18 protein-coding genes and 1 pseudogene are annotated in these 22,523 nt (G+C 72.0%); 13 read left to right on the plus strand and 6 right to left on the minus strand.

Annotation, left to right across the window (positions count from 1 at the left end; translation table 11 throughout):
- Window positions 1–4 precede the first annotated feature (4 nt).
- From ACWD35_RS11235 to ACWD35_RS11245, 3 genes are all read right to left on the minus strand, one after another.
- Complete coding sequence (locus tag ACWD35_RS11235) at window positions 5–886, minus strand: LLM class F420-dependent oxidoreductase (protein ID WP_451350917.1); 882 nt, start codon at window positions 884–886, stop codon at window positions 5–7.
- Between the two features lie 160 nt (window positions 887–1,046).
- Window positions 1,047–1,505, minus strand: a complete 459-nt coding sequence (locus tag ACWD35_RS11240; protein ID WP_451350918.1) for a (2Fe-2S)-binding protein — start codon at window positions 1,503–1,505, stop codon at window positions 1,047–1,049.
- A 48-nt stretch (window positions 1,506–1,553) separates the two neighbouring features.
- On the minus strand, window positions 1,554–3,614 hold the full coding sequence (locus tag ACWD35_RS11245) for a molybdopterin cofactor-binding domain-containing protein (RefSeq protein WP_451351097.1): 2,061 nt from the start codon (window positions 3,612–3,614) through the stop codon (window positions 1,554–1,556).
- Between the two features lie 553 nt (window positions 3,615–4,167).
- Between ACWD35_RS11245 and ACWD35_RS11250 the strand changes: the two genes are divergently transcribed.
- Both ACWD35_RS11250 and ACWD35_RS11255 read left to right on the plus strand, forming a co-directional pair.
- Complete coding sequence (locus ACWD35_RS11250) at window positions 4,168–4,791, plus strand: lasso peptide biosynthesis B2 protein (protein WP_451350919.1); 624 nt, start codon at window positions 4,168–4,170, stop codon at window positions 4,789–4,791.
- Between the two features lies 1 nt (window position 4,792).
- Window positions 4,793–6,574, plus strand: coding sequence for an asparagine synthase-related protein (locus ACWD35_RS11255; protein WP_451350920.1), 1,782 nt, complete (start codon window positions 4,793–4,795; stop codon window positions 6,572–6,574).
- On the opposite strand, the gene ACWD35_RS11260 is transcribed toward ACWD35_RS11255, so the two are convergent.
- Window positions 6,558–7,805: a hypothetical protein gene (locus tag ACWD35_RS11260; RefSeq protein ID WP_451350921.1), complete on the minus strand. Its 1,248-nt coding sequence runs from the start codon at window positions 7,803–7,805 to the stop codon at window positions 6,558–6,560. The genes ACWD35_RS11255 and ACWD35_RS11260 overlap by 17 nt on opposite strands.
- 258 nt (window positions 7,806–8,063) lie before the next feature.
- Between ACWD35_RS11260 and ACWD35_RS11265 the strand changes: the two genes are divergently transcribed.
- The 8 genes from ACWD35_RS11265 to egtD all read left to right on the plus strand — a co-directional run bounded on the left by ACWD35_RS11265 (window position 8,064) and on the right by egtD (window position 16,721).
- Window positions 8,064–9,494 (plus strand): amidase, encoded by a 1,431-nt coding sequence (locus ACWD35_RS11265; protein ID WP_451350922.1) that lies wholly within the window; start codon window positions 8,064–8,066, stop codon window positions 9,492–9,494.
- Window positions 9,495–9,531: 37 nt separating this feature from the next.
- The gene (locus ACWD35_RS11270; protein WP_451350923.1) at window positions 9,532–9,750 is read left to right on the plus strand and encodes a hypothetical protein; all 219 of its coding nucleotides are present in this window, start codon (window positions 9,532–9,534) and stop codon (window positions 9,748–9,750) included.
- Window positions 9,751–9,904: 154 nt separating this feature from the next.
- On the plus strand, window positions 9,905–11,404 hold the full coding sequence (locus ACWD35_RS11275) for an SPFH domain-containing protein (RefSeq protein WP_451350924.1): 1,500 nt from the start codon (window positions 9,905–9,907) through the stop codon (window positions 11,402–11,404).
- Between the two features lie 118 nt (window positions 11,405–11,522).
- Window positions 11,523–11,969 (plus strand): type II toxin-antitoxin system PemK/MazF family toxin, encoded by a 447-nt coding sequence (locus tag ACWD35_RS11280; protein WP_451350925.1) that lies wholly within the window; start codon window positions 11,523–11,525, stop codon window positions 11,967–11,969.
- Between the two features lie 348 nt (window positions 11,970–12,317).
- Entirely contained in the window at window positions 12,318–13,634 is a 1,317-nt protein-coding gene (gene egtA, locus ACWD35_RS11285; protein ID WP_451350926.1) for an ergothioneine biosynthesis glutamate--cysteine ligase EgtA, read from the plus strand.
- On the plus strand, window positions 13,631–14,983 hold the full coding sequence (egtB, locus tag ACWD35_RS11290) for an ergothioneine biosynthesis protein EgtB (RefSeq protein WP_451350927.1): 1,353 nt from the start codon (window positions 13,631–13,633) through the stop codon (window positions 14,981–14,983). The genes egtA and egtB overlap by 4 nt, the downstream gene beginning before the upstream one ends.
- Window positions 14,983–15,762: an ergothioneine biosynthesis protein EgtC gene (egtC, locus tag ACWD35_RS11295; protein WP_451350928.1), complete on the plus strand. Its 780-nt coding sequence runs from the start codon at window positions 14,983–14,985 to the stop codon at window positions 15,760–15,762. The genes egtB and egtC overlap by 1 nt, the downstream gene beginning before the upstream one ends.
- Window positions 15,759–16,721, plus strand: a complete 963-nt coding sequence (egtD, locus tag ACWD35_RS11300) for an L-histidine N(alpha)-methyltransferase (RefSeq protein ID WP_451350929.1) — start codon at window positions 15,759–15,761, stop codon at window positions 16,719–16,721. Before egtC ends, egtD begins: the two co-directional genes overlap by 4 nt.
- A gap of 16 nt (window positions 16,722–16,737) precedes the next feature.
- On the opposite strand, the pseudogene ACWD35_RS11305 reads toward egtD, so the two are convergent.
- A pseudogene (locus ACWD35_RS11305) lies at window positions 16,738–17,897 on the minus strand (extracellular solute-binding protein).
- Window positions 17,898–18,033: 136 nt separating this feature from the next.
- On the opposite strand from ACWD35_RS11305, the gene ACWD35_RS11310 reads away from it, so the two are divergent.
- On the plus strand, window positions 18,034–18,249 hold the full coding sequence (locus ACWD35_RS11310; RefSeq protein ID WP_451350930.1) for a dodecin: 216 nt from the start codon (window positions 18,034–18,036) through the stop codon (window positions 18,247–18,249).
- Between the two features lie 18 nt (window positions 18,250–18,267).
- Here ACWD35_RS11310 and ACWD35_RS11315 read toward each other — a convergent pair whose 3' ends face one another.
- Window positions 18,268–18,759, minus strand: coding sequence for a phosphatase domain-containing protein (locus tag ACWD35_RS11315; protein ID WP_451350931.1), 492 nt, complete (start codon window positions 18,757–18,759; stop codon window positions 18,268–18,270).
- Between the two features lie 134 nt (window positions 18,760–18,893).
- Between ACWD35_RS11315 and ACWD35_RS11320 the strand changes: the two genes are divergently transcribed.
- Together ACWD35_RS11320 and ACWD35_RS11325 are read left to right on the plus strand one after the other, a co-directional pair.
- Window positions 18,894–19,901 (plus strand): LLM class flavin-dependent oxidoreductase, encoded by a 1,008-nt coding sequence (locus tag ACWD35_RS11320; protein WP_451350932.1) that lies wholly within the window; start codon window positions 18,894–18,896, stop codon window positions 19,899–19,901.
- Window positions 19,902–20,067: 166 nt separating this feature from the next.
- Entirely contained in the window at window positions 20,068–22,407 is a 2,340-nt protein-coding gene (locus tag ACWD35_RS11325) for an ABC transporter (RefSeq protein ID WP_451350933.1), read from the plus strand.
- The last annotated feature ends 116 nt before the right edge of the window (window positions 22,408–22,523 follow it).

Below are 22,523 nucleotides of genomic sequence, written 5' to 3' on the forward strand. Positions count from 1 at the left end.
CCGCTCAGTCGAGCCCGGCCAGCCGCTCCACCGCCGGGGCCGCGAACCGCTCCATCCATCCCGAGGTCTCGCCGAGCCGCGGGGCGAGGATCACGGTGTCGATCCCGAGCCCGGTGTAGCCGTCGATGTCACGCAGGAAGGCGTCGAGGTCGCCGGTCGTCGCGGGGTCGCCGACGTACGCCATGGTCTTGCGGATGGAGTCGTAGTCGCGGCCCACGGCCTCGCAGTGGCCGCGCAGCACGGCCAGCTTGTGCCGCAGCTCCTCGGGCGAGGCGGGGATGAGGTTGCAGGCGTCGGCGTACTGTGCGACCAGCCGCAGCGTCTTCCGCTCGCCCCCGCCGCCGATGATGATCTCGGGATGCGGAGAGCTCAGCGGCGCGGGCACGCACAGCGTCTCGGCGAGCCGGTGGTACCGGCCCTCGAAAGGGCCGTTGTCGGCCGGGTCCCACATCCGCAGGCAGATCCGCACGGCCTCCTCCAGCCGCTCGAAGCGCTCCGCGAGCGGCGGGTAGGGCACGCCCAGACCGTGATGCTCCCGTTCGTACCAGGCGGCCCCGATGCCCAGCGCGGCCCTGCCGCCGGACAGTACGTCGAGCGTGGTGACGACCTTGGCGAGCAGCCCCGGGTGACGGTACGTCACCCCCGTGACCAGGGCGCCGAGCTGGACCGTGGAGGTCTTGCCGGCGAGATAGCCGAGCGTCGTGTAGGCCTCCAGCATGGGGTCCTCGGCGCCGCCGTTGAACTCCATCTGGAAGTAGTGGTCCATCACCGACAGCCAGCTCACCCCGGCCGCCTCGGCCGCGGCACCCGCGGCGGCGAGTTCGGCCCCCAGCGCGGGGCCGCCGCCGGGGTGATCGAACCGGTTGATGTGCACGCCCACGCGCATGGCCGTCTCCGTCCGCCCGCACCGCTCCAGTCACCGACCCGACCGACGCTAGATCTTCGAGCGCGCTCAACGCCAAACCGACACCAGCCGCGGCAGGACCGACACGGGCCGCGGCACAAATCGTCGGGGGCCGCGAGGTGGACCGGCGGAGCCCTGCGCGTCAGCTTGCGCTCTGCGAGGCCTTCTTGATCGCCTCGCGGATACGGGAGTAGGTGCCGCAGCGGCAGACGTTCTGGATGGCGTCGATGTCGGCGTCCGTCGGGTGCGGATTGCGTTTCAGCAGGGCCGCCGTCGCCATGATCTGGCCGGGCTGGCAGAACCCGCACTGGGCCACGTCGCAGTCCAGCCAGGCCTGTTGGACGGGGTGGAGGGTGCAGCCGTCGGCCAGGCCCTCGATCGTGGTGACGGTGCGGCCCGCGCAGTCGGCGACGGGGACGACACAGGGCTGGATCTCGGCGCCGTCGAGGTGGCTGGTGCAGGCCCGGCAAACCCCCACCCCGCAGCCGTACTTGGGGCCGGTGACACCGAGCAGATCACGCAGGACCCACAGGAGGGGCATGTCGGCGGGGGCCTCGACGGTCACCGTTTCGCCGTTGAGGGTGAAGGAGTACGAGCGCATGGGTGCCTTCGGGGTGGTCGGCCGGAAGGACCGGCGGCATTGGCAGAATCAGAAGGTCAGCGGAAAGTGGTGGGGCACCTTGCCCGTCGCGCGGGCGTAGGCGTTGGCCACGGCGCCGGACGCGGCGGGGACGCCGAGTTCGCCCGCGCCGCCCGGTTCACGGGTGGAGGGGAGGATGTGGGCCTCGAAGGCGAGGGGCGCGTGCCGTTGGCGGGCGTAGCGGAAGTCGGCGAAACTGCCCTCGCGGACGGCGCCCCGGTCGATGTGCAGGCCGGCCTGCAGGACCGTCGAGATGCCGTCGACGGCCGCGCCCATCAACTGGGCTTCCAGACCGCGCGGGTTGACGGCGATGCCGACGTCGGCCGCCATCACCACCCTCGTCACGCGGGGGTTCTTCGGGTCGCTCGCGTCGATCTCGGCCAGGCAGGCCACGCAGGAGCCGTACTCCTCGTGCACGGCGACACCCTGGGCGCTTCCCGGGGGCAGCGTGCGGCCCCAGACGCCGGCGCTCGCGGCCTTGTCCAGGACCGCCCTCACCCGCTTGCCGCGCAGGGTCTCGCGGCGGAAGGCCACGGGGTCCTTGCCGAGGCGGCGGGCGATCTCGTCGACGACGATCTCCTCGGCGGTCCGCGAGGTCCCGGAGTCCACCGAACGCCAGGCACCGAGCGGAATCGCGAGTTCGATGCCGCCCCAATCACCGGACTCCCGGCCGAAGTTGTAGAGGCCGGAGCCGCTGGGCAGCGGGGTGCCGGCCCGGGTGGACCTGCCGTCGTGCGCCTCCCCGACCGACGCCGTCGCGTGCTCGAAGGCCACCACCCGGCCTCCGGCCACACTCGCGCGGATCCGGTGCCGGCTCGCGGGGCGCATCCGGCCGTGGCGGATGTCGTCGGAGCGGCTCCACATCAGTTTCACCGGGCGGCGGGCCGCCTTGGAGGCCAGGGCCGCCTCGATCGCCGCGTCGAAGTCCAGCCGTCGGCCGAACGAGCCACCGCCGCGCACGACATGGACCCGGACGGCGGACGCGGGCAGCCCGACCGTCTCGGCGACGGTGTCCCGCGCGTCCATGGGGGTCTGCGAGGAGAACCACAGCTCGGCCCGGTCGGCGCGCACGTCGGCCACCGCGGTCAGCACCTCCATCGGGGCGTGGCTGACGAAGGCGAACGCGAACTCGGCCTCGACGGAGGTGGATCCGCGCGGCGGGGTGCCCAGCCGGGGTACGGCGGCCTTCAGGCGGGCGTCGATCTGCGCGTCGGACAGGGTGGCAAGGGGGCCCGGCGCCCAGGTGAGGCGCAGCGCGTCGCGGGCTCGGAAGGCGTGGTGGAAGGTGTCGGCGACCACGGCGACCCCGCCGGGCAGCCGGACCACCGCGTGGACGCCGGGCAGGGCGCGGGCGGCGGTGTCGTCCATCGCGACGAGCTTGCCGTGGAGGGTCGGCGGCCGGGCCACCACCGTGGGCTTCGCCCCGGCCACCGCCAGGTCACCGGCGTACTCGGCCTTCCCGGTGACGATGTCCCGGGCGTCGATCCGGGTCGCCGGCCGCCCGATCACCCGGTGCCGGGACGCCGGCTTGGGGCGGCTCGGCACGGCCGGGTTGCTGATGCGGGCCGCGCTCTCGGTCAGCGAGCCGAAGGTGGCCGTCCGCCCGTCCGGGGCGACGACCATGGTGTCGTGCGTGCGCAGCAGCCGCGGGGACACGTGCCAGCGCCGGGCGGCGGCGGTGACGAGCTTCGCCCGTGCGGTGGCGGCGAGCTGCCGGGCCGGACCGTAGAGCGAACTCACCGAACTCGACCCGCCGGTGTACTGGTTGCCCTTTCTTCGGGCGTCGGCGAGCGGGATACGGACGTCGGCGAGGCGGGCGTCCAGCTCCTCGGCGATCATCATGGCGACGGCGGTGGTGATGCCCTGGCCGACCTCGGCTCGCGGCAGCCGGACGACGACATGGTTGTCCGTCGTGACCTCCAGGACGAGCATCTCCTCGTCGGTGCCGGTGGCCAGGACACCGGCGTCCGTGCGGGCCTGTTCGGCGCCGTCGGCGGCCTCGGCGGGTGCGGAGGCGCAGGCGAGCGGTGCGGCGACCGTCAGCGTGGTCGCGGCCACCGAGTACACCATGAACCTGCGGCGGGACAGCCCGGCGGACGGCTCGGGCTCGGTGCGGTCCAAACGAGGGCTCCTGTCGGCGCGTGTGGCGGGCAGGGGCACGGCACGGAGGGCTGCGCGTGTCCCGGTGGGGTTCACTCGACAGGTAGGAGGGGTCCGGCCGGGCGCGGGTTGCCTGCCGGATCCGTTCGGCTGCCCCGGCTTCGCCGGTGGTCCCGAAGCGGGCCATCGCACCCGTACGGCCGGCGCCTGACCCCACCCGGGGCCGCGCGTCGGCGGCACTCTAGTCGACACGGACCCGCGCCTGACGTCCGGTTGCAGGGTATTCGGGGCAGAGTAGCCTTGATTTGACCGCCTCTGCCTGATCCTGGAGGTAGGCGATGTTTCTCCGACTACTGCGGCGCCGGATGCCGCGGGGGCTTGTCCTGCTCGGCAACGGCCGTCTGATCCGAGGCTTCAGCGGCGGCATGTACGACGGTCACGGTTACCAGTACTGACACCGTCCACAGGCGGTACGGGACCTGCCCCGGAGTCCCTGCGGCAGGCCAACCTTGGAGGATGCGCGGTGGCAAAGGACACCGAGGCCCTGACGGCCCTGAAGCGGATCCTGTCACCGCATTGCCGTGTCATCGGGATGTCCGGCGGAGCTCTGATCGCGGACTGGAGGCGGACCCGGTTTCTGGGCATGCCGACGGCAGACCTCCAGAAGTTCGCCGACGCAAGCGCCGAGGAACGCGCCGAACTCATCACCGCTCTCATCCGTGCCGGGTGCGCGACGCCCCGCCGCAAGGAGTATGCGGACGCCGAGGTCGGGCTCTGGCTGCGCGGAGTGCGCCTGCTGATCCGGACCTTGGGATTCGGGCGCGCCCTACGGCTCCTCTCCCTGGCGGCCCCGGACTACGTCCGTGCGGACCCCCCGGACGCCGAGGAGGTCGCACGGCTGAAACGGGCAGTGCAATCGCACGGCCGCAACAGCTGGTTCGTCAACGACGACTGCAAGGCCGAGGCCGTGACGGCCTTCGTTCTGCTCCGGCGGTGCGGCCTGCAGGCCGCGCTGCACGTCGGCGTGCGCGAGCAGCCGTTCGCCCTGCACGCCTGGACGTCCGCGGCGGGGCTGACCATTCCTGACGCCGAGCCGCGAGGGCATGCGTTCTCACCGGTGCTCTCCATCGACCGCGGAGGGCGGTGACGTGGAAGCGGTCCGCCTGGAGTGGCCCGGGGGTGCACCGGAACTCCGGACGGCCGAGGACATGGCGAGCCGGGGACTCGTGACGACGGTCTCCTCCCCGGCCGGCACCGCGGCGGTCGTCGGCTGGGTCGGTTCGGTCCGTGACCGTGTGGCGGGCGCGCACCGCCTCCTCGACGCCTTCGTCGGACCCGGAGCCCCACCGCGTCTGCCGACCGGCGACTATGCGGCTGTCCTGGTGTGCCGCGACCGCATCCTGCTGATACGGGACGAGCATGCGCGCATCCCGCTGTTCTTCAGGGAGTCCGGTGGCCGGGTGAGCGCAGTGAGTACCTCAGCACGCCGCCTCGGCCTGGGCGCAGAGCTGGAACGTCGCTACTTCTGCCGGTACTTGACCGGGAACATGGCGCAACCGCACTCGGAGCCCACCCCGTTCGTCGGGGTGCACCGGATCCTCGGCGGCGAGGTGGTGGAGCTTTTCGTCACCGGGCAGATGCGGGGCCGGGTGTCGCGACGCGTCTCCCGAGCCGGCCGTCCGTTGCCGCCGACGACGGACGAAGCCTGCCCCGGCGGACCGGCGAAGGACCTGCGCCTCGCGCTGGAGAACGCCGTCGGGCGCCGCATGGGAACGTTGACGGCATGCCACGTTTCCGGCGGTGTCGACTCCACCAGTGTTGCGTTGCTCGCAGCACGGCTGCTGGCCACGGAAGACGGCCGCCCTGGGGACCTCGTCCTGCTCGCCGGGCGCTTCGCCGGCGGAGAGCTGGCCGGGGAGCGGCCGTACCTCGGCGAGGCGATGGAGGCGATCCGCCGCCACGCACCCGCAGCCCGCCCGTTGATCGTCGATGCCGACGACGTGGCCGACTTCGACGACTTCTGGCACCACGCGGGAGACGCGGACGAACCACATGCGCACGCCTTCCGCGCCCCGTTCTGGAGCAGGCTTCATGCCGCTGCGGCGGAACTCGGCTGTGACACCCTAATGACCGGTTGCGGGGCCGATCCGATTGCGGACGCCAACCCGTTTCACCTGCACCGGCTGGCCCGCACGGGACGGTTCCGGCAGGTGACGAATCAGGCACGCGCCTGGGCCGAAGGCACCGAGCGGGGCTTGCGGGACACCGTCCACGCCTACGTCATGCGGCCGACTCTCCCGCTGACGGCCGAACGGATCACCGCGCTCGCTCGCCGGGGAACGGTGCTCGGCGGCCTCGGCCCGTTCGGCCGTCCTCGCTGGCTGCGTTCCGGGTTCGCGCGTGCGCACGGCTACCGTGAGGCCAGCATCGCGGAGAGCCGCTTCATCTTCGGGCGTGCGCCGGAACAGTCGCTCTACGACGCGGCCAACTACCTCGCCGCTCCGGATCTGCTGTCCTGGCACCGCGCACGGCAGGACGGATTCTTCCTCTCGCACCCCTTCCTCGACCCGGAGGTCATCGCCACGATGCGCCGCCTCCCCGCCGAAGCCACGTTCAGTCCTGGCCGTCCGAAGGCGGTTCTGCGCGAGGCCATGGCGGATCTGCTCCCGTCCCGGATCCGCGGCAGAACGGTCAAGGTCCCCTTCGACCAGCTGTACGCCCGTGGCCTACACACCCACGGAGACGAACTCATCGACCTGTGCCGCTCCTCCAGGCATCCACTGGTCGAGGAGATGTTCGACATCGAGACGCTGTGCCGGGCAGTGAGGGAGGCTCGGCTCGGTATGGGGGACTCGTACTCCTGGGACCGCATGAACAGCTCTCTGGCCCTGGTGATGTGGCTGGAGGGGCTGGTCAGCGCCCGCTCTTGATGTCCCACAGCGTCAGTTCGATCGGGCCCGCCAGAACGTCGACGAGACCGTACCGGCTCCGCATCTCACGGTACTTCGGTTCGGAAAGTTCGCGATCTTTCTCACCTTTTCGCGTGATGGACTCCGCCACATCCACACCATGCGCGCCAAAGCGCCAGTAGACAGTGATGTGCCGCGGCTTCCTCGTATGTTTGTCGATCGCGTTGTTTTCTTGCACCGGGGCACTGTAGACAATGGTGTCGTAGTCCTCCTGACCGTTCTTCATCCACTGGGGCAGCGGGACACCGCGCCAGGAGTACTCATCCGAGCCGAAATGTGCCATACCGAGCCGGTCTTTGCGCGCGAGGCTCGCGGTGGCGTAGAACGCCAGGTGGTCGTACGGCGTGCCAATGGGAAGCTGAACAACCGTCCGACTTACGAACTCGTCGCTTGCCTCGATCCAGTGTCCGACAGGGATCCATGGCTGCGCCGCCACCAGCTCACCGGGCTGGTAGGCCTCCCTGCGGGAGAGGGGGTGTTTCTCCGGGTACCTGTGCCAATTCTCGGCATCAAGACGCCACTTCTCACGGAGCCGGTCCCGCCCGCTCAGCGGCACCCGCTCTCCCATGGCATGGAACTCGGTGCCCAGCACGTAGAAACCCACATCACCGTGGTTCACAATCCTGATGTCGACCGGCACGGCGAATGCTTTGCGGCCCTTGCTGAACACAGGCTTCCCCACAGTCAAACTCACAAGGGGTTGGGTACTGCGGTGGAACGGCTGATAGAGGTTCTGGTAGCTGAAATTTGCGATGGCGATAACCGTGGAGACGATCAGTGCCGCGGCCACCCGCTTCGGAGCGGGAATCTCGCCCGATGTCCGCCACACCATGAGGGCAGCCCATGCCGAACCCACCGTGAGCAAGACCAACAGCACCGGATAGACGATGCGCTCGCCGTCCAGGAATACCTGAAGCAGGAGCGTGGCGTTCACCAAGAACGCCACGCCGGTACTGATCAGAGCGTAAAATCCGGAGTAAGAAATCGTCCCCAGGACCCAGTGGTCCACGACCATGACAGCGCCCGCACACATGATGAGCATCACCACGATGAGGGCGGCACCGGTGACGCGACCCGTGAAGGTCAAGGCCTCACTGAAGTCCTCGAAGCCCCACCAGCCCACCAGCAATGCCGTCAGGAGCAGGGCCAGCAGGACCCCTGCCATTTCCGCCCGTGACTGTTTGGTCTTCATCAGGCACCGTCGCCCCAGTGGGTGAGAACCGGAGCTGGGCCCGGGGAGACGCTTCACTTGATCACCTCCTGACGCCACACTGATCACCTCCTGACGCAGCGTCGAGATCCGGGCACCATCGTCCGTAGTGATCCGTGGGCTCACCAGCCACATGCCTCCAGGCGGCCCAACCAACCTGTGCGAAAGCTTTACGGCGGCACCCCATCTGACGTTACCGTTCAGTAGTCATCGTGCCCCGAGCCCCGGAGGTGCCCCATCATGACGCCCGACCGTTCCGCAGGCCTCGCGGAGTCCGTCCGTGCGCTGGCCGCAGGTGAGGTGACCTCCCGTGCGCTGGTGGAGCAGGCGCTGGCCAGGATCGAGGCCGGCCGGCCGACCCTGAATGCCTTCCGCGTCGTCCGCGCCCAGGCGGCGCTTGCCGAAGCGGACGCCGCCGACCGGGAGTTGGCGGCCGGTGCGCGTCGCCCGCTGCTCGGGGTGCCGATGGCGGTCAAGGACGACATGGACGTGGCGGGCGAGCCGACCGCGTTCGGCTGCCGGGGCGACTTCCCGCCCGCCGCCGAGGACGCGGAGGCGGTACGGCGGCTGCGCGCGGCCGGGGCGGTGATCGTCGGCAAGACGAACGCCTGCGAGCTGGGGCAGTGGCCGTTCACCGAGGGCCCGGCGTTCGGGGAGACCCGCAACCCGTGGCACACCGGCCACACCCCGGGCGGTTCCTCGGGCGGGTCGGCCGCCGCCGTGGCCGCCGGTCTGGTCCCGGCCGCGCTCGGCTCGGACGGTGCCGGGTCGGTGCGGATCCCGGCCGCCTGGACCCACCTGATCGGCATCAAGCCGCAGCGCGGGCGCATCTCCACCTGGCCGCGCGGCGAGGCCTTCCACGGCATCACCGTCAACGGCACGCTGGCCCGTACGGTCGCCGACGCGGCCATGCTGCTGGACGCGGCGAGCGGCAACCACCCCCGGGACCCGCACCAGCCCCCGGCGCTCACGGTGTCGGACTGGGTCGGCCGCGACCCCGGCCGGCTGCGCATCGCGCTGTCGCTGAAGCCGCCGTTCACCGCCCTGCCCGCCCGGCTGCACCCGGAGGTACGCGACGGGGTTTGCCAACTCGCCGAGGAGCTGGCCGCGTTGGGGCACACGGTGGAGGAGGCCGACCCGCCCTACGGCCAGATCGGGCTGGCCTTCCTGCCGCGCGCCACCGCCGGCATCGCGGACTATGTCCGGGAGGTACCCGACCCGGCGCTGCTCGACCCGCGCACCCGGTCCGCCGCCCGGCTGGGCCGGCTGCTGGGCGGGGCCCCGCTCCGGGCGGCCCGGCGCGCGGAGGCGGTCCTGCAGCGGCGGATCGGCGCGTTCTTCCGGTCGTACGACGTCGTCCTCGCCCCGACCACGGCCACTCCCCCGCCCGCGATCGGCGCCCTGCACCGGCTCGGCGGGCTGGCCACGGACCGTGCGATCATCGCCGCGTGTCCGTATGCCTGGCCGTGGAACGTGCTGGGGTGGCCGGGTGTGAACGTGCCCGCCGGGTTCGCCGGTCCGGGGCTGCCGGTGGGCGCGCAGTTGCTCGGCCCGGCCGGCAGCGAGCCGGTGCTGGTCTCGGTCGCCGCGCAGCTGGAGGACCGGCTGCGCTGGTTCGAGCGGTGGCCGCAGCGGCCGGGCGGAACGGCTACCGCGTCCGCAGCCGCGTGAGGGGTTCTCACCACCGCGCAGGCCCTACCCTGTGACGATGGACGATGCGTCGATGGTCGGGCTCATGGGACGGGTGACCGGAACGGTCGGACCCGGGCTCGTCGGCGAGGTGATCGTCCGCGTGCGCGGGGGCGCGGAGCACTTCCTCGCCTACCCGGCCGACGGCACGGGCCGGTTGGCACCGGGCACGGTGGTGATGGTGGTGGACTACCTGCCGCCGAGAACGGTGTATGTGACGGCGGCGTACGACAACTGAGCACGTCCGCTGTGACAGTTGAGCAAGCTCCGTCGCAGGTGAGACCACGCGCATCAAGATTGCAACAAGGATTCGTCAGCGTCTTCACCCGGGGCTTGCACAGGCGCACACTCCCTTCGTTCGGTGCCGAACGGGCACCATGCAAAGGGGGCGTATGCCGATGGTTGTCGGCGTCGTAGCGGGGGCGGTCGTCGTTGCCGTCCTCGTAGTGATCGGTCTGTTCAAGTTGATGTGGCGGGTCGCCGAGCCGAACGAGGCGCTCATCATCTCCGGGTCCAACCACCGCACCGAGGGCCTGGAGGAGGGCATGGGCTTCCGCATCGTCACCGGGCGCGGCACGCTGGTGCTGCCCGGTGTGCAGGCGGTGCGCCGGCTCTCCCTGGACCTGAACGAGACCGAACTGCACGTGGACTGCGTGACGCACCAGGGCATTCCGCTGAAGGTGCGGGGCGTGGTCATCTTCAAGGTCGGCGACGACTTCGTGTCGATCGCCAACGCCGCCCGCCGTTTCCTGGACCAGCAGCGGCTGATGTCGGAGCGGGTGCACAACGTCTTCGCCGGTCATCTCCGGTCCATCGTGGGCGGGTTGACGGTCGAGGACATGATCCGCGACCGGGAGAAGCTGACGGGCCAGACCCGGGCGGCCTGCGGTACGGAGATGGAGAAGCTCGGCCTGATCGTCGACTCGCTGCAGATCCACGAGATCGAGGACCCGACCGGGTACATCCAGAACCTGGCGATGCCGCACGCTGCGGCCGTCCAGCGGGACGCGCGCATCGCGCAGGCGGAGGCGAACCGGCTCGCCACCGAGGCGGAACAGCAGGCGGCGGCCCGGATGTCGGAAGCGACCCGGGACAGCGAGATCCTGCAGGCCGGCTACCAGGCCGAGCGGGACAAGGCGGCGGCGAAGGCCCAGCAGGCCGGTCCGCTCGCCGACGCAGCCGCCCGGCAGGAGGTCGTCGTCCAGGAGACGCGGGTCGCGGAGCTGGAGGCGCACCGGCGCGAGCAGCAGCTCCAGGCGGACGTCCGCAAGCCGGCGGACGCCAAGGCGTACGAGAAGCGCACGCTGGCCGAGGCCGAGCGCGACGCGCGGATCTCGGCGGCGCAGGCCAAGGCGAAGGAGACGGAGCTGGCCGCGGTGGCCGAGGCGACCCGGGTCAAGACGGCCGCGGGCGCCGAGGCCGAGGCGACCAAGACCCGGGGTGCGGCGACCGCCGCGGCGACCCGGGCGACCGGTGAGGCCGAGGCCGCCGCCGCGCAGGCGAGGGGGCTGGCGGAGGCCGAGGCGACCAAGGCGCAGGGTCTGGCGGAGGCGGAGGCCATCAAGGCCCGTGCCGCCGCGCTCGCCGAGAACCAGGAGGCGGTCGTCGCCCAGCAACTCGCGGAGAAGTGGCCGGAGATCGTCCAGGCGGGCGCGTCCGCGTTCGGCAACGTGGACAACATGGTGCTGCTCAACGGCGCCGACGGCATGGCGGAGCTGTTCGCGAAGGCGCTCACCATGGGCGGCACCGGCCTCGGCCTGGCCCGCCAGCTGCTGTCCTCGATGAACCAGAACGGCCAGGCGCAGAACGGCACTTCACCCTCGATCAACGGGGCGGCGACCCCGCCGCCGCAGAAGGTGCCGGTGGAACAGGAGGACCAGCAGGGGAATTAGGCGGAGCAGGAGGACTCACCTGCCGATGCCCTCCCCGCGGCCGGGGCCCGTCACCGGGCCCCCGGCCGTACGCCGGGCGCCCGTTGTCCCCCTCGTGCGGGCCACTAGGGTGCCCCCCGTGACTACGTCTACCGATGAGAACGTCCCCGGCCGCCACGGCCCCCACGCCACCACCGAGGCCGATCCGCACGAGGTCGGCCGGGTGCGCACCGAGTACTCCCCCGCCCATGACGGCGACCCCGATCCCGGGGAGATCGTCTGGACCTGGGTGCCGTTCGAGGAGAACGACGGCCGGGGCAAGGACCGCCCGGTGCTGGTCGTCGCCCGGGAGGCGGCGGGCACCTTCCTCGCGGTGCAGCTTTCCAGCAAGCAACACGATCGCGATCGCGACTGGGTGGCGATCGGCAGCGGGCCCTGGGACCGGACGGGCCGGGACTCCTGGGTGGACGTGGACCGCGTCCTGCGGCTGCACGAGGAGGGCATGCGACGGGAGGCGTGCGCGCTGGACCGCATGCGGTTCAACCTCGTCCGGCAGCGGCTGCACGAGCGCTACGGCTGGACCTGAGGCGCGCCGAGACCGTCGTATCCCCTCTCTGAGCAGCGGAAACCGCACAGGCGCGCGCTCATGGCACCACCCCCGTGGGCGCCACGAGCGCGGCCCGTGCGGCTTCCTCCGCCGTGCTCATGTACGCATCGTGGGTGATGCTGGACAGACGGTGCAACGGAGTTTCCCGGACTCCTGAACACCGCGGAACAGTCCCGGAACGCACAAGGAAACGGAGATGACCGACTCCGGACGTCCCGAGGGGCACTCTTGTGCGAAACGGCGCGAGGGTCTTGGGTGGGACGAGTGTTTGCCCGGCTCATCCGGAACCGGGCCGATGGCATGGTGGAATCTCAGGAGGATCCCTACATGTCTGATTCATCAGGCTCAACGAGCAAAGGCGGCGACTGTACGGGGCACCGCACCGCCGTCACGGAGGCCGAGGTGGAGGCCCTGGTCAAGGGCATCTGCTTCAAGACCGGACCACCCCGGTTCCTCGGGGTCGAAGTGGAATGGCTCGTTCATGAGCCGCGGCGACCGCGGCTCCCCGTGACACCCGAACGACTCGAAGCGGCCTACGCCACGCTGCGTACCGTGCCCCTGAGGTCGGCGCTCACCGTCGAACCCGGCGGTCAGCTGGAGCTGAGCTCGCCGCCCGCCGCCTCCCTGATGGAGTGCATCGGTACCGTCTCCGCCGACCTGGACGCCGTCCGCGCGGTCCTCGCGAAGGACGAGCTCGGTCTCGTCGGCTTCGGCAACGACCCCTGGCACGAGCCCCGCCGGTTCCTGCGCGCACCGCGCTACGACGCCCTGGAGACCTGCCTCGACCGCACCGGCGCGGCCGGCCGCCGCATGATGTGCAGCTCGGCCTCCGTCCAGGTCTGCGTGGACGCCGGCCACGAGGAGCCCGGCCCGCTCGGGCACGTACGGCGCTGGTGGCTCGCGCACCAGCTCGGCCCGGTGCTGGTGGCCGCGTTCGCCAACTCCCCGCTGGCCGGAGGGCGGCCCACAGGCTGGCTGTCCAGCCGGCAGCTGTGGTGGACGGAGATCGGCCCCGGCCGGGCGGGCGCGCCCCCGCTGGACGGCGAGCCCCGGTCCGCCTGGGCCCGGCACGCGCTGGACGCCCCGGTGATGTGCGTACGGCGCGACGGCGGCCCCTGGGACGTGCCCGAGGGCCTCACCTTCCGTGACTGGACCCGGTCCGGGGCGCCCCGCCCGCCGGCGCGGGAGGACCTCGACTACCACCTCACGACGCTGTTCCCGCCGGTCAGACCGCGCGGTCACCTGGAACTTCGCATGATCGACGCGCAGCCCGGCGACGACGGCTGGATCGTGCCGCTCGCGGTGACGGCGGCACTGTTCGACGACCCGGAGGCCGCCGAGACGGCGTACCGGACGGTGAAGCCGCTGGCCGAGCGAACCCTCGGCCGCCCCGCGCCGCACAATCCCCTGTGGACCGAAGCGGCCCGACACGGCCTCGCCGACCGGGAACTGCACGAGGCCGCCGTCGCCTGTTTCTCGGCCGCCCTGGAGGCCCTGCCCCGGATCGGCGCCACGCCCGAAGTCACGGACGCCGTCGCGGCGTTCCTCGACCGCTATGTCGTCCGGGCCCGCTGCCCTGCCGACGACCTGCTGGACCAAGTGAGCGGTACCGGCACCGCCCATGGGAAGGACATCCGCACATGACCGCCCCCGAACACGGTATCGAGACCGATGTCGCAGCCGGCCTCGACACCGACGTCGAGGCCCTCCGGAAGCGCGCGCTCGACTCGCTCACCACCGCCCGCGCCCGCACCACCCTGCTCACCAGCTGTGTCGAGGGGCCCGAACTCACCGCACAGCACTCGCCGTTGATGTCCCCGCTGGTGTGGGACCTCGCGCACATCGGCAACCAGGAGGAGCTGTGGCTGCTGCGGGCGGTCGGCGGCCGGGAGGCGATGCGCCCGGAGATCGACAGCCTGTACGACGCCTTCGAGCACCCGCGTTCCGAGCGCCCCACGCTGCCGCTGCTGCCGCCCGAAGAGGCCCGCCGCTACGCGGCCGAGGTGCGCGGCCGGGCCCTGGACCTGCTGGAGGGCGCGGACTTCCACGGCACCCGGCTCACCGCGGCCGGTTTCGCCTTCGGGATGATCGCGCAGCACGAACAGCAGCACGACGAGACCATGCTGATCACCCATCAGCTCCGCAAGGGCCCCCAGGCCCTGACCGCGCCCGACCCGCAGCCCGCTCCCCCGTTCCGGGGCCCGGCCGAAGTCCTGGTCCCCGGCGGGCCGTTCACCATGGGCACCTCCACCGAGCCGTGGGCACTGGACAACGAACGCCCCGCGCACCAGCGGGAGGTGGCGCCGTTCTGGATCGACACGACACCGGTGACGAACGCGTCGTACCAGGCGTTCATCGAGGACGGCGGGTACGACACCGAGCGCTGGTGGACGCCGGAGGGCTGGGCGCACATCCGGCGGCACGCGATCACGGCACCGCTGTTCTGGCGCCGGGACGGCGGCCAGTGGCTGCGCCGGCACTTCGGGGTCACGGAGGTGGTCCCGCCCGACGAGCCGGTGCTGCACGTGTGCTGGTATGAGGCCGACGCGTACGCCCGCTGGGCCGGGCGCCGGCTGCCCACCGAGACGGAGTGGGAGAAGGCCGCCCGCCACGACCCGGCCACCGGCCGCTCCCGGCGCTACCCGTGGGGCGACGCCGACCCGGCGCCGGAACACGCCAACCTCGGCCAGCGGCATCTGCGGCCCGCCCCGACCGGCAGCTATCCGGCCGGTGAATCCCCGCTCGGTGTACGGCAGTTGATCGGCGACGTGTGGGAGTGGACGGCGAGCGACTTCCTGCCGTACCCGGGCTTCACGGCGTACCCGTACAAGGAGTACTCGGAGGTGTTCTTCGGCCCCGAGTACAAGGTGCTGCGCGGCGGTTCGTTCGCCGTGGACCCGGTGGCCTGCCGGGGCACGTTCCGCAACTGGGACTACCCGATCCGGCGGCAGATCTTCTCCGGGTTCCGCACCGCCCGCTCGGAGAGTGCCTGATGTGCCGTCATCTCGCCTATCTGGGACCGGAGGAGCCGCTCGGCGGGCTCCTGGTGGATCCCCCGCACGGCCTGTACCGCCAGTCGTGGGCGCCGCGCCGACAGCGGTACGGGACCGTGAACGCCGATGGTTTCGGGGTCGGTTGGTACGCCCCCGGCGATCCGGTGCCGGCCCGCTACCGCCGGTCGGGGCCGATCTGGGCCGACCTGTCCTTCGCCGACCTGGCGCGCGTGGTGCGCTCCGGTGCCGTGCTCGCCGCCGTACGCGACGCGACCGTGGCGGGCGCGGACGGCGAGGCCGCGGCGGCACCGTTCGCGGACGGGCGGTGGCTGTTCAGCCACAACGGCTCGATCGCGGGCTGGCCGCAGTCGGCGGCGCCCCTGGTGTCCGCGCTGCCCCCGGTCGACCTGCTGTCGCTGGAGGCGCGTACCGACTCGGCGTTCGTCTGGGCGCTGGTGCTGCACCGGCTGCGCCTGGGCGACGAGCCCGCCCACGCCCTCGGCGAAGCGGTTCAGCAGCTGGCCGAGGCGGCGCCCGCCTCGCGCCTGAACCTCCTGCTCACCGACGGCGAGACGATCGCCGCCACCGCCTGGGGCGACAGCCTCTGGCACCGCACGGAACCGGGCCGCTGCACGGTCGTCGCCTCGGAGCCGTACGACGACGACCCGCTCTGGCAGGAGGTCCCCGACCGCACCGTGCTCACCGCGAGTCGCGCCGGCGTGCTGCTCACGCCGCTGGAGGACCCGGCGTCCGTATCCCCGAAGGAGCCCTGTACGTGAGTCCCCTGCGAGTCACCCGCACCCTGCCCGAGGACGCGACCGACGCCGCGCTGCGCGCCGACGTCCGGCACGGCCTCACCGTCCGCCCGAAGTGGCTGCCGCCCAAGTGGTTCTACGACGCGCGCGGCAGCGAGCTGTTCGAGCAGATCACTGAGCTGCCCGAGTACTACCCCACGCGCGCCGAGCGGGAGATCCTGGCCACCCGGTCCGGGGAGATCGCCGCCGCGAGCGGCGCCCGCACCCTGGTCGAACTGGGCTCAGGCTCCTCGGAGAAGACCCGCTATCTGATCGACGCGCTGCCCCGGCTTGCCGCGTACGTCCCGGTCGACGTCAGCGAGAGCGCGCTCACCCAGGCCGGGCGGGCACTCATCGCGGAGCGGCCGGGCCTGGACGTGCACGCGCTGATCGCCGACTTCACCGCGCCCCTGGCGCTGCCCGAGACGCCCGGGCCGCGCCTGGTGGCCTTCCTCGGCGGCACGATCGGCAACCTGCTGCCCGCCGAGCGGGCCGAGTTCCTGGCCTCCGTACGGAAGCTGCTCGCCCCGGGCGACGGGCTGCTGCTCGGCACGGACCTGGTCAAGGACGAGCGCGTCCTGGTCCGGGCGTACGACGACGCGGCCGGGGTGACGGCCGCGTTCAACAAGAACGTGCTGGCCGTCGTCAACCGCGAACTGGGCGCCGACTTCGACCCCGACGCCTTCGACCACGTGGCGTTGTGGGACCCGGAGCAGGAGTGGGTCGAGATGCGGCTGCGCTCGCGCACCGCGCAGGCCGTGAAGGTGCCCGCGCTGGACCTCGCCGTGCACTTCGCGGCGGGCGAGGAGATGCGCACCGAGGTGTCGGCGAAGTTCCGCAAGGAAAGCGCGACTGCCGAACTTGCCGAGGCCGGGCTTGAGCTGACCCATTGGTGGACCGACGCGGAGGGCAGGTTCGCGCTGTCGCTGAGCGTGGCCCGGTGAGCCGGGGCGGGCCCGGTCAGCCGACGGGATTGAGCGCCGCGGTGATCCTGCGGGAGGCGCGGCGGGCCTCCGTCGCCGGGTCCGCCCCGGTCAGCACCCTGGTCATGTACTCCTTGATCGGGTTGTCGGCCTCGACGTCGGCCCACTGAGGAGTGTTGGGGGTCGCCCGGCCGCGCGCGGCGCCCGCCGCCATGGCGGCGACCCCCTCCTCCCCGGCGACCGCGCCCGCCAGCGTGCTCTTGTTCGGCACGTAGTTCATGGCGCGGGCGAGTTCGGTGTCCCACTTGGCGCCGGTGAGCGCGCCGACGACGGCGGTCGCGGCGAACTGGTCCTCAGTGTTGCGCGGGACGACGAGGTCGGAGCCGCCGGTGAAGACGGTGCCGGGCCGGCCGGCGGTCCCGCCGGGCACCGGGAAGAAGCCGAGCTTGCCCTTGAGCCCGGGGTTCTGCCGCACGATCGCCTGGGCGAGCCCGGGTACGGCGACGATCTGCGCGACCTTGCCGCCCGCGAACACCCCGGCCTGGGGCGGGTGTTCCTCGTCAGCATCCACGGGCCCGCGGCCGAGTACCTGGAGCCGCTGGTAGAAGTCCATGCCGCGCAGCGCGGCCGGGGTGTCCAGGGTGCCGCGCCATTCGTAGTCCTGCTGCCGGGCCAGTTCACCGCCCTCGTCCCAGATGAAGCCGGAGAGGGTGTACCAGTCCTGCCCGGCAGGATAAATGCCTTGGTGTTCACCGGAGTTGAGCTTCTCGGTGTCGGTGAGCCACTCCTCGCCGGTGCGCGGCGGGCGGGTGATGCCGGCCGCCTCGAACAGGTCCTTGCGGTAGATGACGACGCGGTTGGCGGCGTACCAGGGGATGCCGTACTGGCTGTTGCCGTCCATGCCGGGCTCGGCGAGGCCGGGCAGCCACTTGTGCCTGTCCCAGTCGCGCACCGACTCCAGCGTCAGGTCGGCGAGTTGGCCGCCCTGCCGGTCCAGTCCTGAATGCGGATGTCGAGACGCAGGTCCTTGTGGGTGCGCTCGAAGTCCTCGGTGAAGCGCCGGAGGAAGTCCGCGGAGGCGCTGTCCTTCATCAGCCACACGGTCACGGTGTGCCGCCCGTGCCCGCCCGGGAGGACCCCGCAGGCGCTGACAAGGGTGGCGGTGACACAGCCGAGGGCGAGCAGACGACGTCTCACGAGGGGTCCTGTTCTGTCTGGCATGGGCTCTGGCATGCGCGCGCCGATACGACCGCGACGCCGTGCGGCCGGGGCGGTCATGGGGCACGGTGGAGTACGGCGTGACACCCCGGTCACGGAGGAGAGGAGCACCCTCATGTCGAACCACACCTACCGGGTCACGGAGATCGTCGGCAGCTCTCACGAGGGCGTCGACCAGGCCATCCGCAACGGCATCGCCCGGGCCGGCCAGACGCTGCGCAATCTGGACTGGTTCGAGGTGACCCAGGTCCGGGGTCAGCTCACGGACGGCCAGATCGAGCACTGGCAGGTGTGCCTGAAGGTGGGCTTCCGCATCGAGGACAGCGCGTAGGACCTAGCGCGTAGGACCTCAGGTCCGGCCCTCTCGCTCCTGGGCCTCCTCCAGAACGGCCGACTTAGCGCTCCAGCGGGCCCGTACGACCGTGAACCCGGCGCGCTCGGCGTCGTCGCAGACCAGCTCGTCGTCGTCGACGAGGACACGGATCTCGCGGTCCCGGGCGAGCCGGCGCAGCAGCTCCAGCTTGGTGAACCGGGCGGGCCTGCGGTCGCCGTTGTCCCGCATATGGACGTCGCCCTTGGGCAGCCCGTGTGCCGCGAGCCAGTCCAGCGTGTCGCGCCGGCACCGCTCGGGGCGGCCGGTGAGGTAGACGATCTCGCACTCCCGGGCGCTGTCCAGGGCCAGCGCCACGCCCACCGCGAGCGGCGGATCGTCCGGGGCGGCGGCGAAGAAACCGGCCCAGTCGCGCCGCCTGCCCTCCAGGAAGTGCTGCCGGTGGGCCGTGTCGGCGAGGGTGTTGTCCAGGTCGAACACGGCGAGCGGTCGCTTACTGCTGTCGGTCACCGGACCACACTAGCCAGCGCCCGATCGTGACAGGGAACGCCGGCGCCCGGTTGTGACCGGAATCGCGGGCGCCCGGTTGTGGCGGGAACCGGGGGCGGCGGGAATCACCCGCGCGCCACGGTGTTGAACCCTGCGTGAGCAGCGCAGTGATCGCCCGGACCAGGTTCTCCGTCCTCGACCGTTCCCGCACCCGCGAGGGGCACCCGCCCGGCGAGGCGCTGCGGAACACCGTCGCGCTGGCGCGAGAGGCGGAGGCGCTCGGCTACCACCGCTTCTGGGTGTCCGAGCACCACGGCGTGCCCGGGGTCGCCGGGTCGGCGCCGACCGTGCTCGCCGCCGCCGTGGCCGGCGCGACCCGCACGATCCGGGTCGGCACCGGCGGAGTCATGCTGCCCAACCATCAACCGCTCGTGGTGGCCGAGCAGTTCGGGGTGCTGGAGTCGCTCTTCCCGGGCCGGATCGACATGGGGCTCGGCCGTTCCGTGGGCTTCACGGACGGGGTACGCAGGGCGCTCGGCCGGGACAAGGGCGACGCCGAGGACTTCGCGGCCCAGCTCGGCGAGCTGCTGGGCTGGTTCGAGGGCACCTCGCCGACCGGGGCACACGCCCGCCCGGCGGAGGGCCTCAGGGTCCCGCCGTTCGTGCTGGCCATGGGCGAGGGCGCGCGGATCGCGGCCCGCGCCGGCCTGCCCATGGTCATCGGCGATCTGCGGGGCCGCGAGAAGCTGCTGCGCGGCATCGACCAGTACCGCTCCCTGTTCCGCCCCTCCCCCTGGGCGGACGAGCCCTACGTCGTGATCTCCGGCACGGTCGCCGTCGCCGACACCCCCGAGGCGGTGCACCGGCTGCTGGCCCCGGAGGCCTGGTCCATGGCGTACTCCCGCACCCACGGCACCTTCCCGCCGCTGTCCCCCGCCGAGGAACTGGCGGCCCGCACGATGACCGCGAAGGAACGCGGCTTCTACGAGTCCGGGCTCGCCGGACACATCGCGGGCCCCGAGGAGCAGGTCGCCGACGAGCTGGAGGCGGTGCTGAAGGAGACGGAAGCCGACGAGGTCCTCGTCACCACCAGCACGTACGACCGTGACGCGCTGCTGGGCTCCTACCGGCGGCTGGCCGCCCTGTTCGCGCCGGGCCGCTGAACCGGCCCGAGATGCGGACCCCGCCGGGCCCGGTGACCCTGGGAGGAAAGCCTCAAGCGACGAGGAGGGCTGCCATGTCCGTACCGGACAAGCTGAAGGAGCAGCTGCGGGACACGGACAACCCTCCGCGGTAGCAGCGCACGGGCGCGGATAGGGTTGCGTCTCTATGCACAGCCCACATGACCCGCACGACCCCTACGTCCGCGTTCGCGGTGCCCGCGAGCACAACCTCAAGGGCGTCGACGTGGACATCCCGCGGGACGTCCTGGCCGTGTTCACCGGGGTGTCCGGCTCGGGGAAGTCGTCCCTGGCGTTCGGCACCATCTACGCCGAGGCCCAGCGGCGCTACTTCGAGTCGGTCGCGCCGTACGCGCGCAGACTGATCCACCAGGTCGGGGCGCCCAAGGTCGGCGAGATCACCGGGCTGCCGCCCGCGGTCTCGCTGCAGCAGCGCCGTTCGGCCCCCACCTCGCGCTCCTCGGTGGGCACCGTCACCAATCTCTCCAACTCCCTGCGCATGCTGTACTCGCGTGCCGGTGACTATCCGCCCGGTGCCGAACGGCTCGACTCGGACGCGTTCTCGCCGAACACGCCGACGGGTGCCTGCCCGGAGTGCCACGGGCTCGGCCAAGTGCACCGCACCACCGAGGAGTTGCTGGTCCCGGATGCCTCGCTGTCGATCCGCGAGGGCGCGATCGCCGCCTGGCCGGGCGCCTGGCAGGGCAAGAACCTGCGCGACATCCTGGACACGCTCGGCCACGACGTGGACCGGCCCTGGCGCGAACTGCCCGCCGAGGAGCGGGAGTGGATCCTGTTCACGGACGAGCAGCCGGTCGTCACCGTGCACCCCGTCCGGGACGCCGACCGGATCCAACGGCCGTACCAGGGCACGTACATGAGCGCCCGCCGGTACGTCATGAAGACGTACTCGGACACCAAGTCCCCCACGCTGCGGGCCAAGGCGGAACGCTTCCTGACCAGCGCGCCCTGTCCGGCCTGCGGCGGCAGCCGGCTGCGGCCCGAGGCACTGGCGGTGACCTTCGGGGGTCACACCATCGCGGAGCTGGCGGCCATGCCGCTGACCGGCCTGGCCGGACTGCTGCACGGAACCACGGAGACCGCCCGGGTCCTCACGGACGACCTGAAGTCCCGCATCACCCCCGTCGTCGAACTGGGCCTCGGCTACCTCAGCATGGACCGCTCCACCCCGACCCTGTCGGCGGGTGAGCTGCAACGGCTGCGGCTCGCCACCCAGTTGCGCTCGGGTCTGTTCGGCGTGGTGTACGTGCTGGACGAGCCGTCGGCAGGACTGCACCCGGCGGACACCGAGGCGCTGCTGACCGTGCTGGAGCGGCTGAAGGCGGCGGGTAACACGGTGTTCGTGGTGGAGCACCACCTGGAGGTGGTACGCGGCGCCGACTGGCTGGTGGACGTGGGCCCCGGCGCGGGCGAGCACGGCGGGCGGGTGCTGTACAGCGGGCCGGTGGCCGAGCTGGCGTCGGTCGCGGACTCGGCGACGGCGGTCTTCCTGTTCGACGAGTCACCCGGCCCGGCGCGTGAAGTCCGTGAGCCACGCGGCTGGTTGACGGTGGGTCCGGTGACCCGGCACAACCTGCGCGAGGTGTCGGCGCGCTTCCCGGTCGGTACGTTCACCGCGGTGACCGGCGTGTCCGGTTCCGGAAAGTCCACGCTCATCGGGGAGTTGACGGAGGACGTGCCGGGGGTCGACCGGCTGGTGCGGGTGGACCAGCGGCCGATCGGGCGCACCCCGCGCTCCAACCTGGCGACGTACACGGGCCTGTTCGACGTCGTCCGCAAGGAGTTCGCGGGCACGGACGAGGCGCGCGGGCGCGGGTACGGCGTCGGGCGGTTCTCGTTCAACGTGGCGGGAGGGCGCTGCGAGACCTGCCAGGGCGAGGGTTTCGTCAGCGTGGAGCTGCTGTTCCTGCCGAGCACGTACGCGCCCTGCCCGGACTGCGGCGGCGCCCGGTACAACCCGGAGACGCTCCAGGTGACGTACCGGGGACGGAACATCGCCGAGGTGCTCGACCTGACGGTGGAGGCCGCGGCGGCCTTCTTCGCGGACACCCCGGCCGCGGCCCGCAGCCTCGGCACGCTGCTCGACGTCGGCCTCGGCTATCTGCGCCTGGGCCAGCCCGCCACCGAGCTGTCCGGCGGGGAGGCGCAGCGGATCAAGCTGGCGAGCGAGCTGCAGCGCGGTCGCCGCGGCCACACCCTCTACCTCCTGGACGAGCCGACGACCGGGCTGCATCCGGCCGACGTGGAGGTGCTGATGGACCGGCTGCACGGGCTGGTCGACGCCGGGCACACGGTCGTGGTGGTCGAGCACGACATGACGGTGGTCGCGGGCGCCGACTGGGTGATCGACCTGGGACCCGGCGGCGGCGACCGCGGCGGCCGGATCGTCGCGTCCGGCCCACCGGCAGAGGTGGCACAGGCGGCGGGCAGCGCTACGGCGCCCTATCTGGCGCGGGTCATGCCGTGAGATCCGGGCAGCCGACCTGGGTCATGCCGCGAGATCCCGGCAGCCGGCGCGGGGCATGCCGTGAGCCCGGCGTACGGTGCGGGTCACACTGCCGGCCCTGGAGCCAGTGCGGGTCG

It is taken from the genome of Streptomyces sp. NPDC002671, from assembly GCF_053592475.1.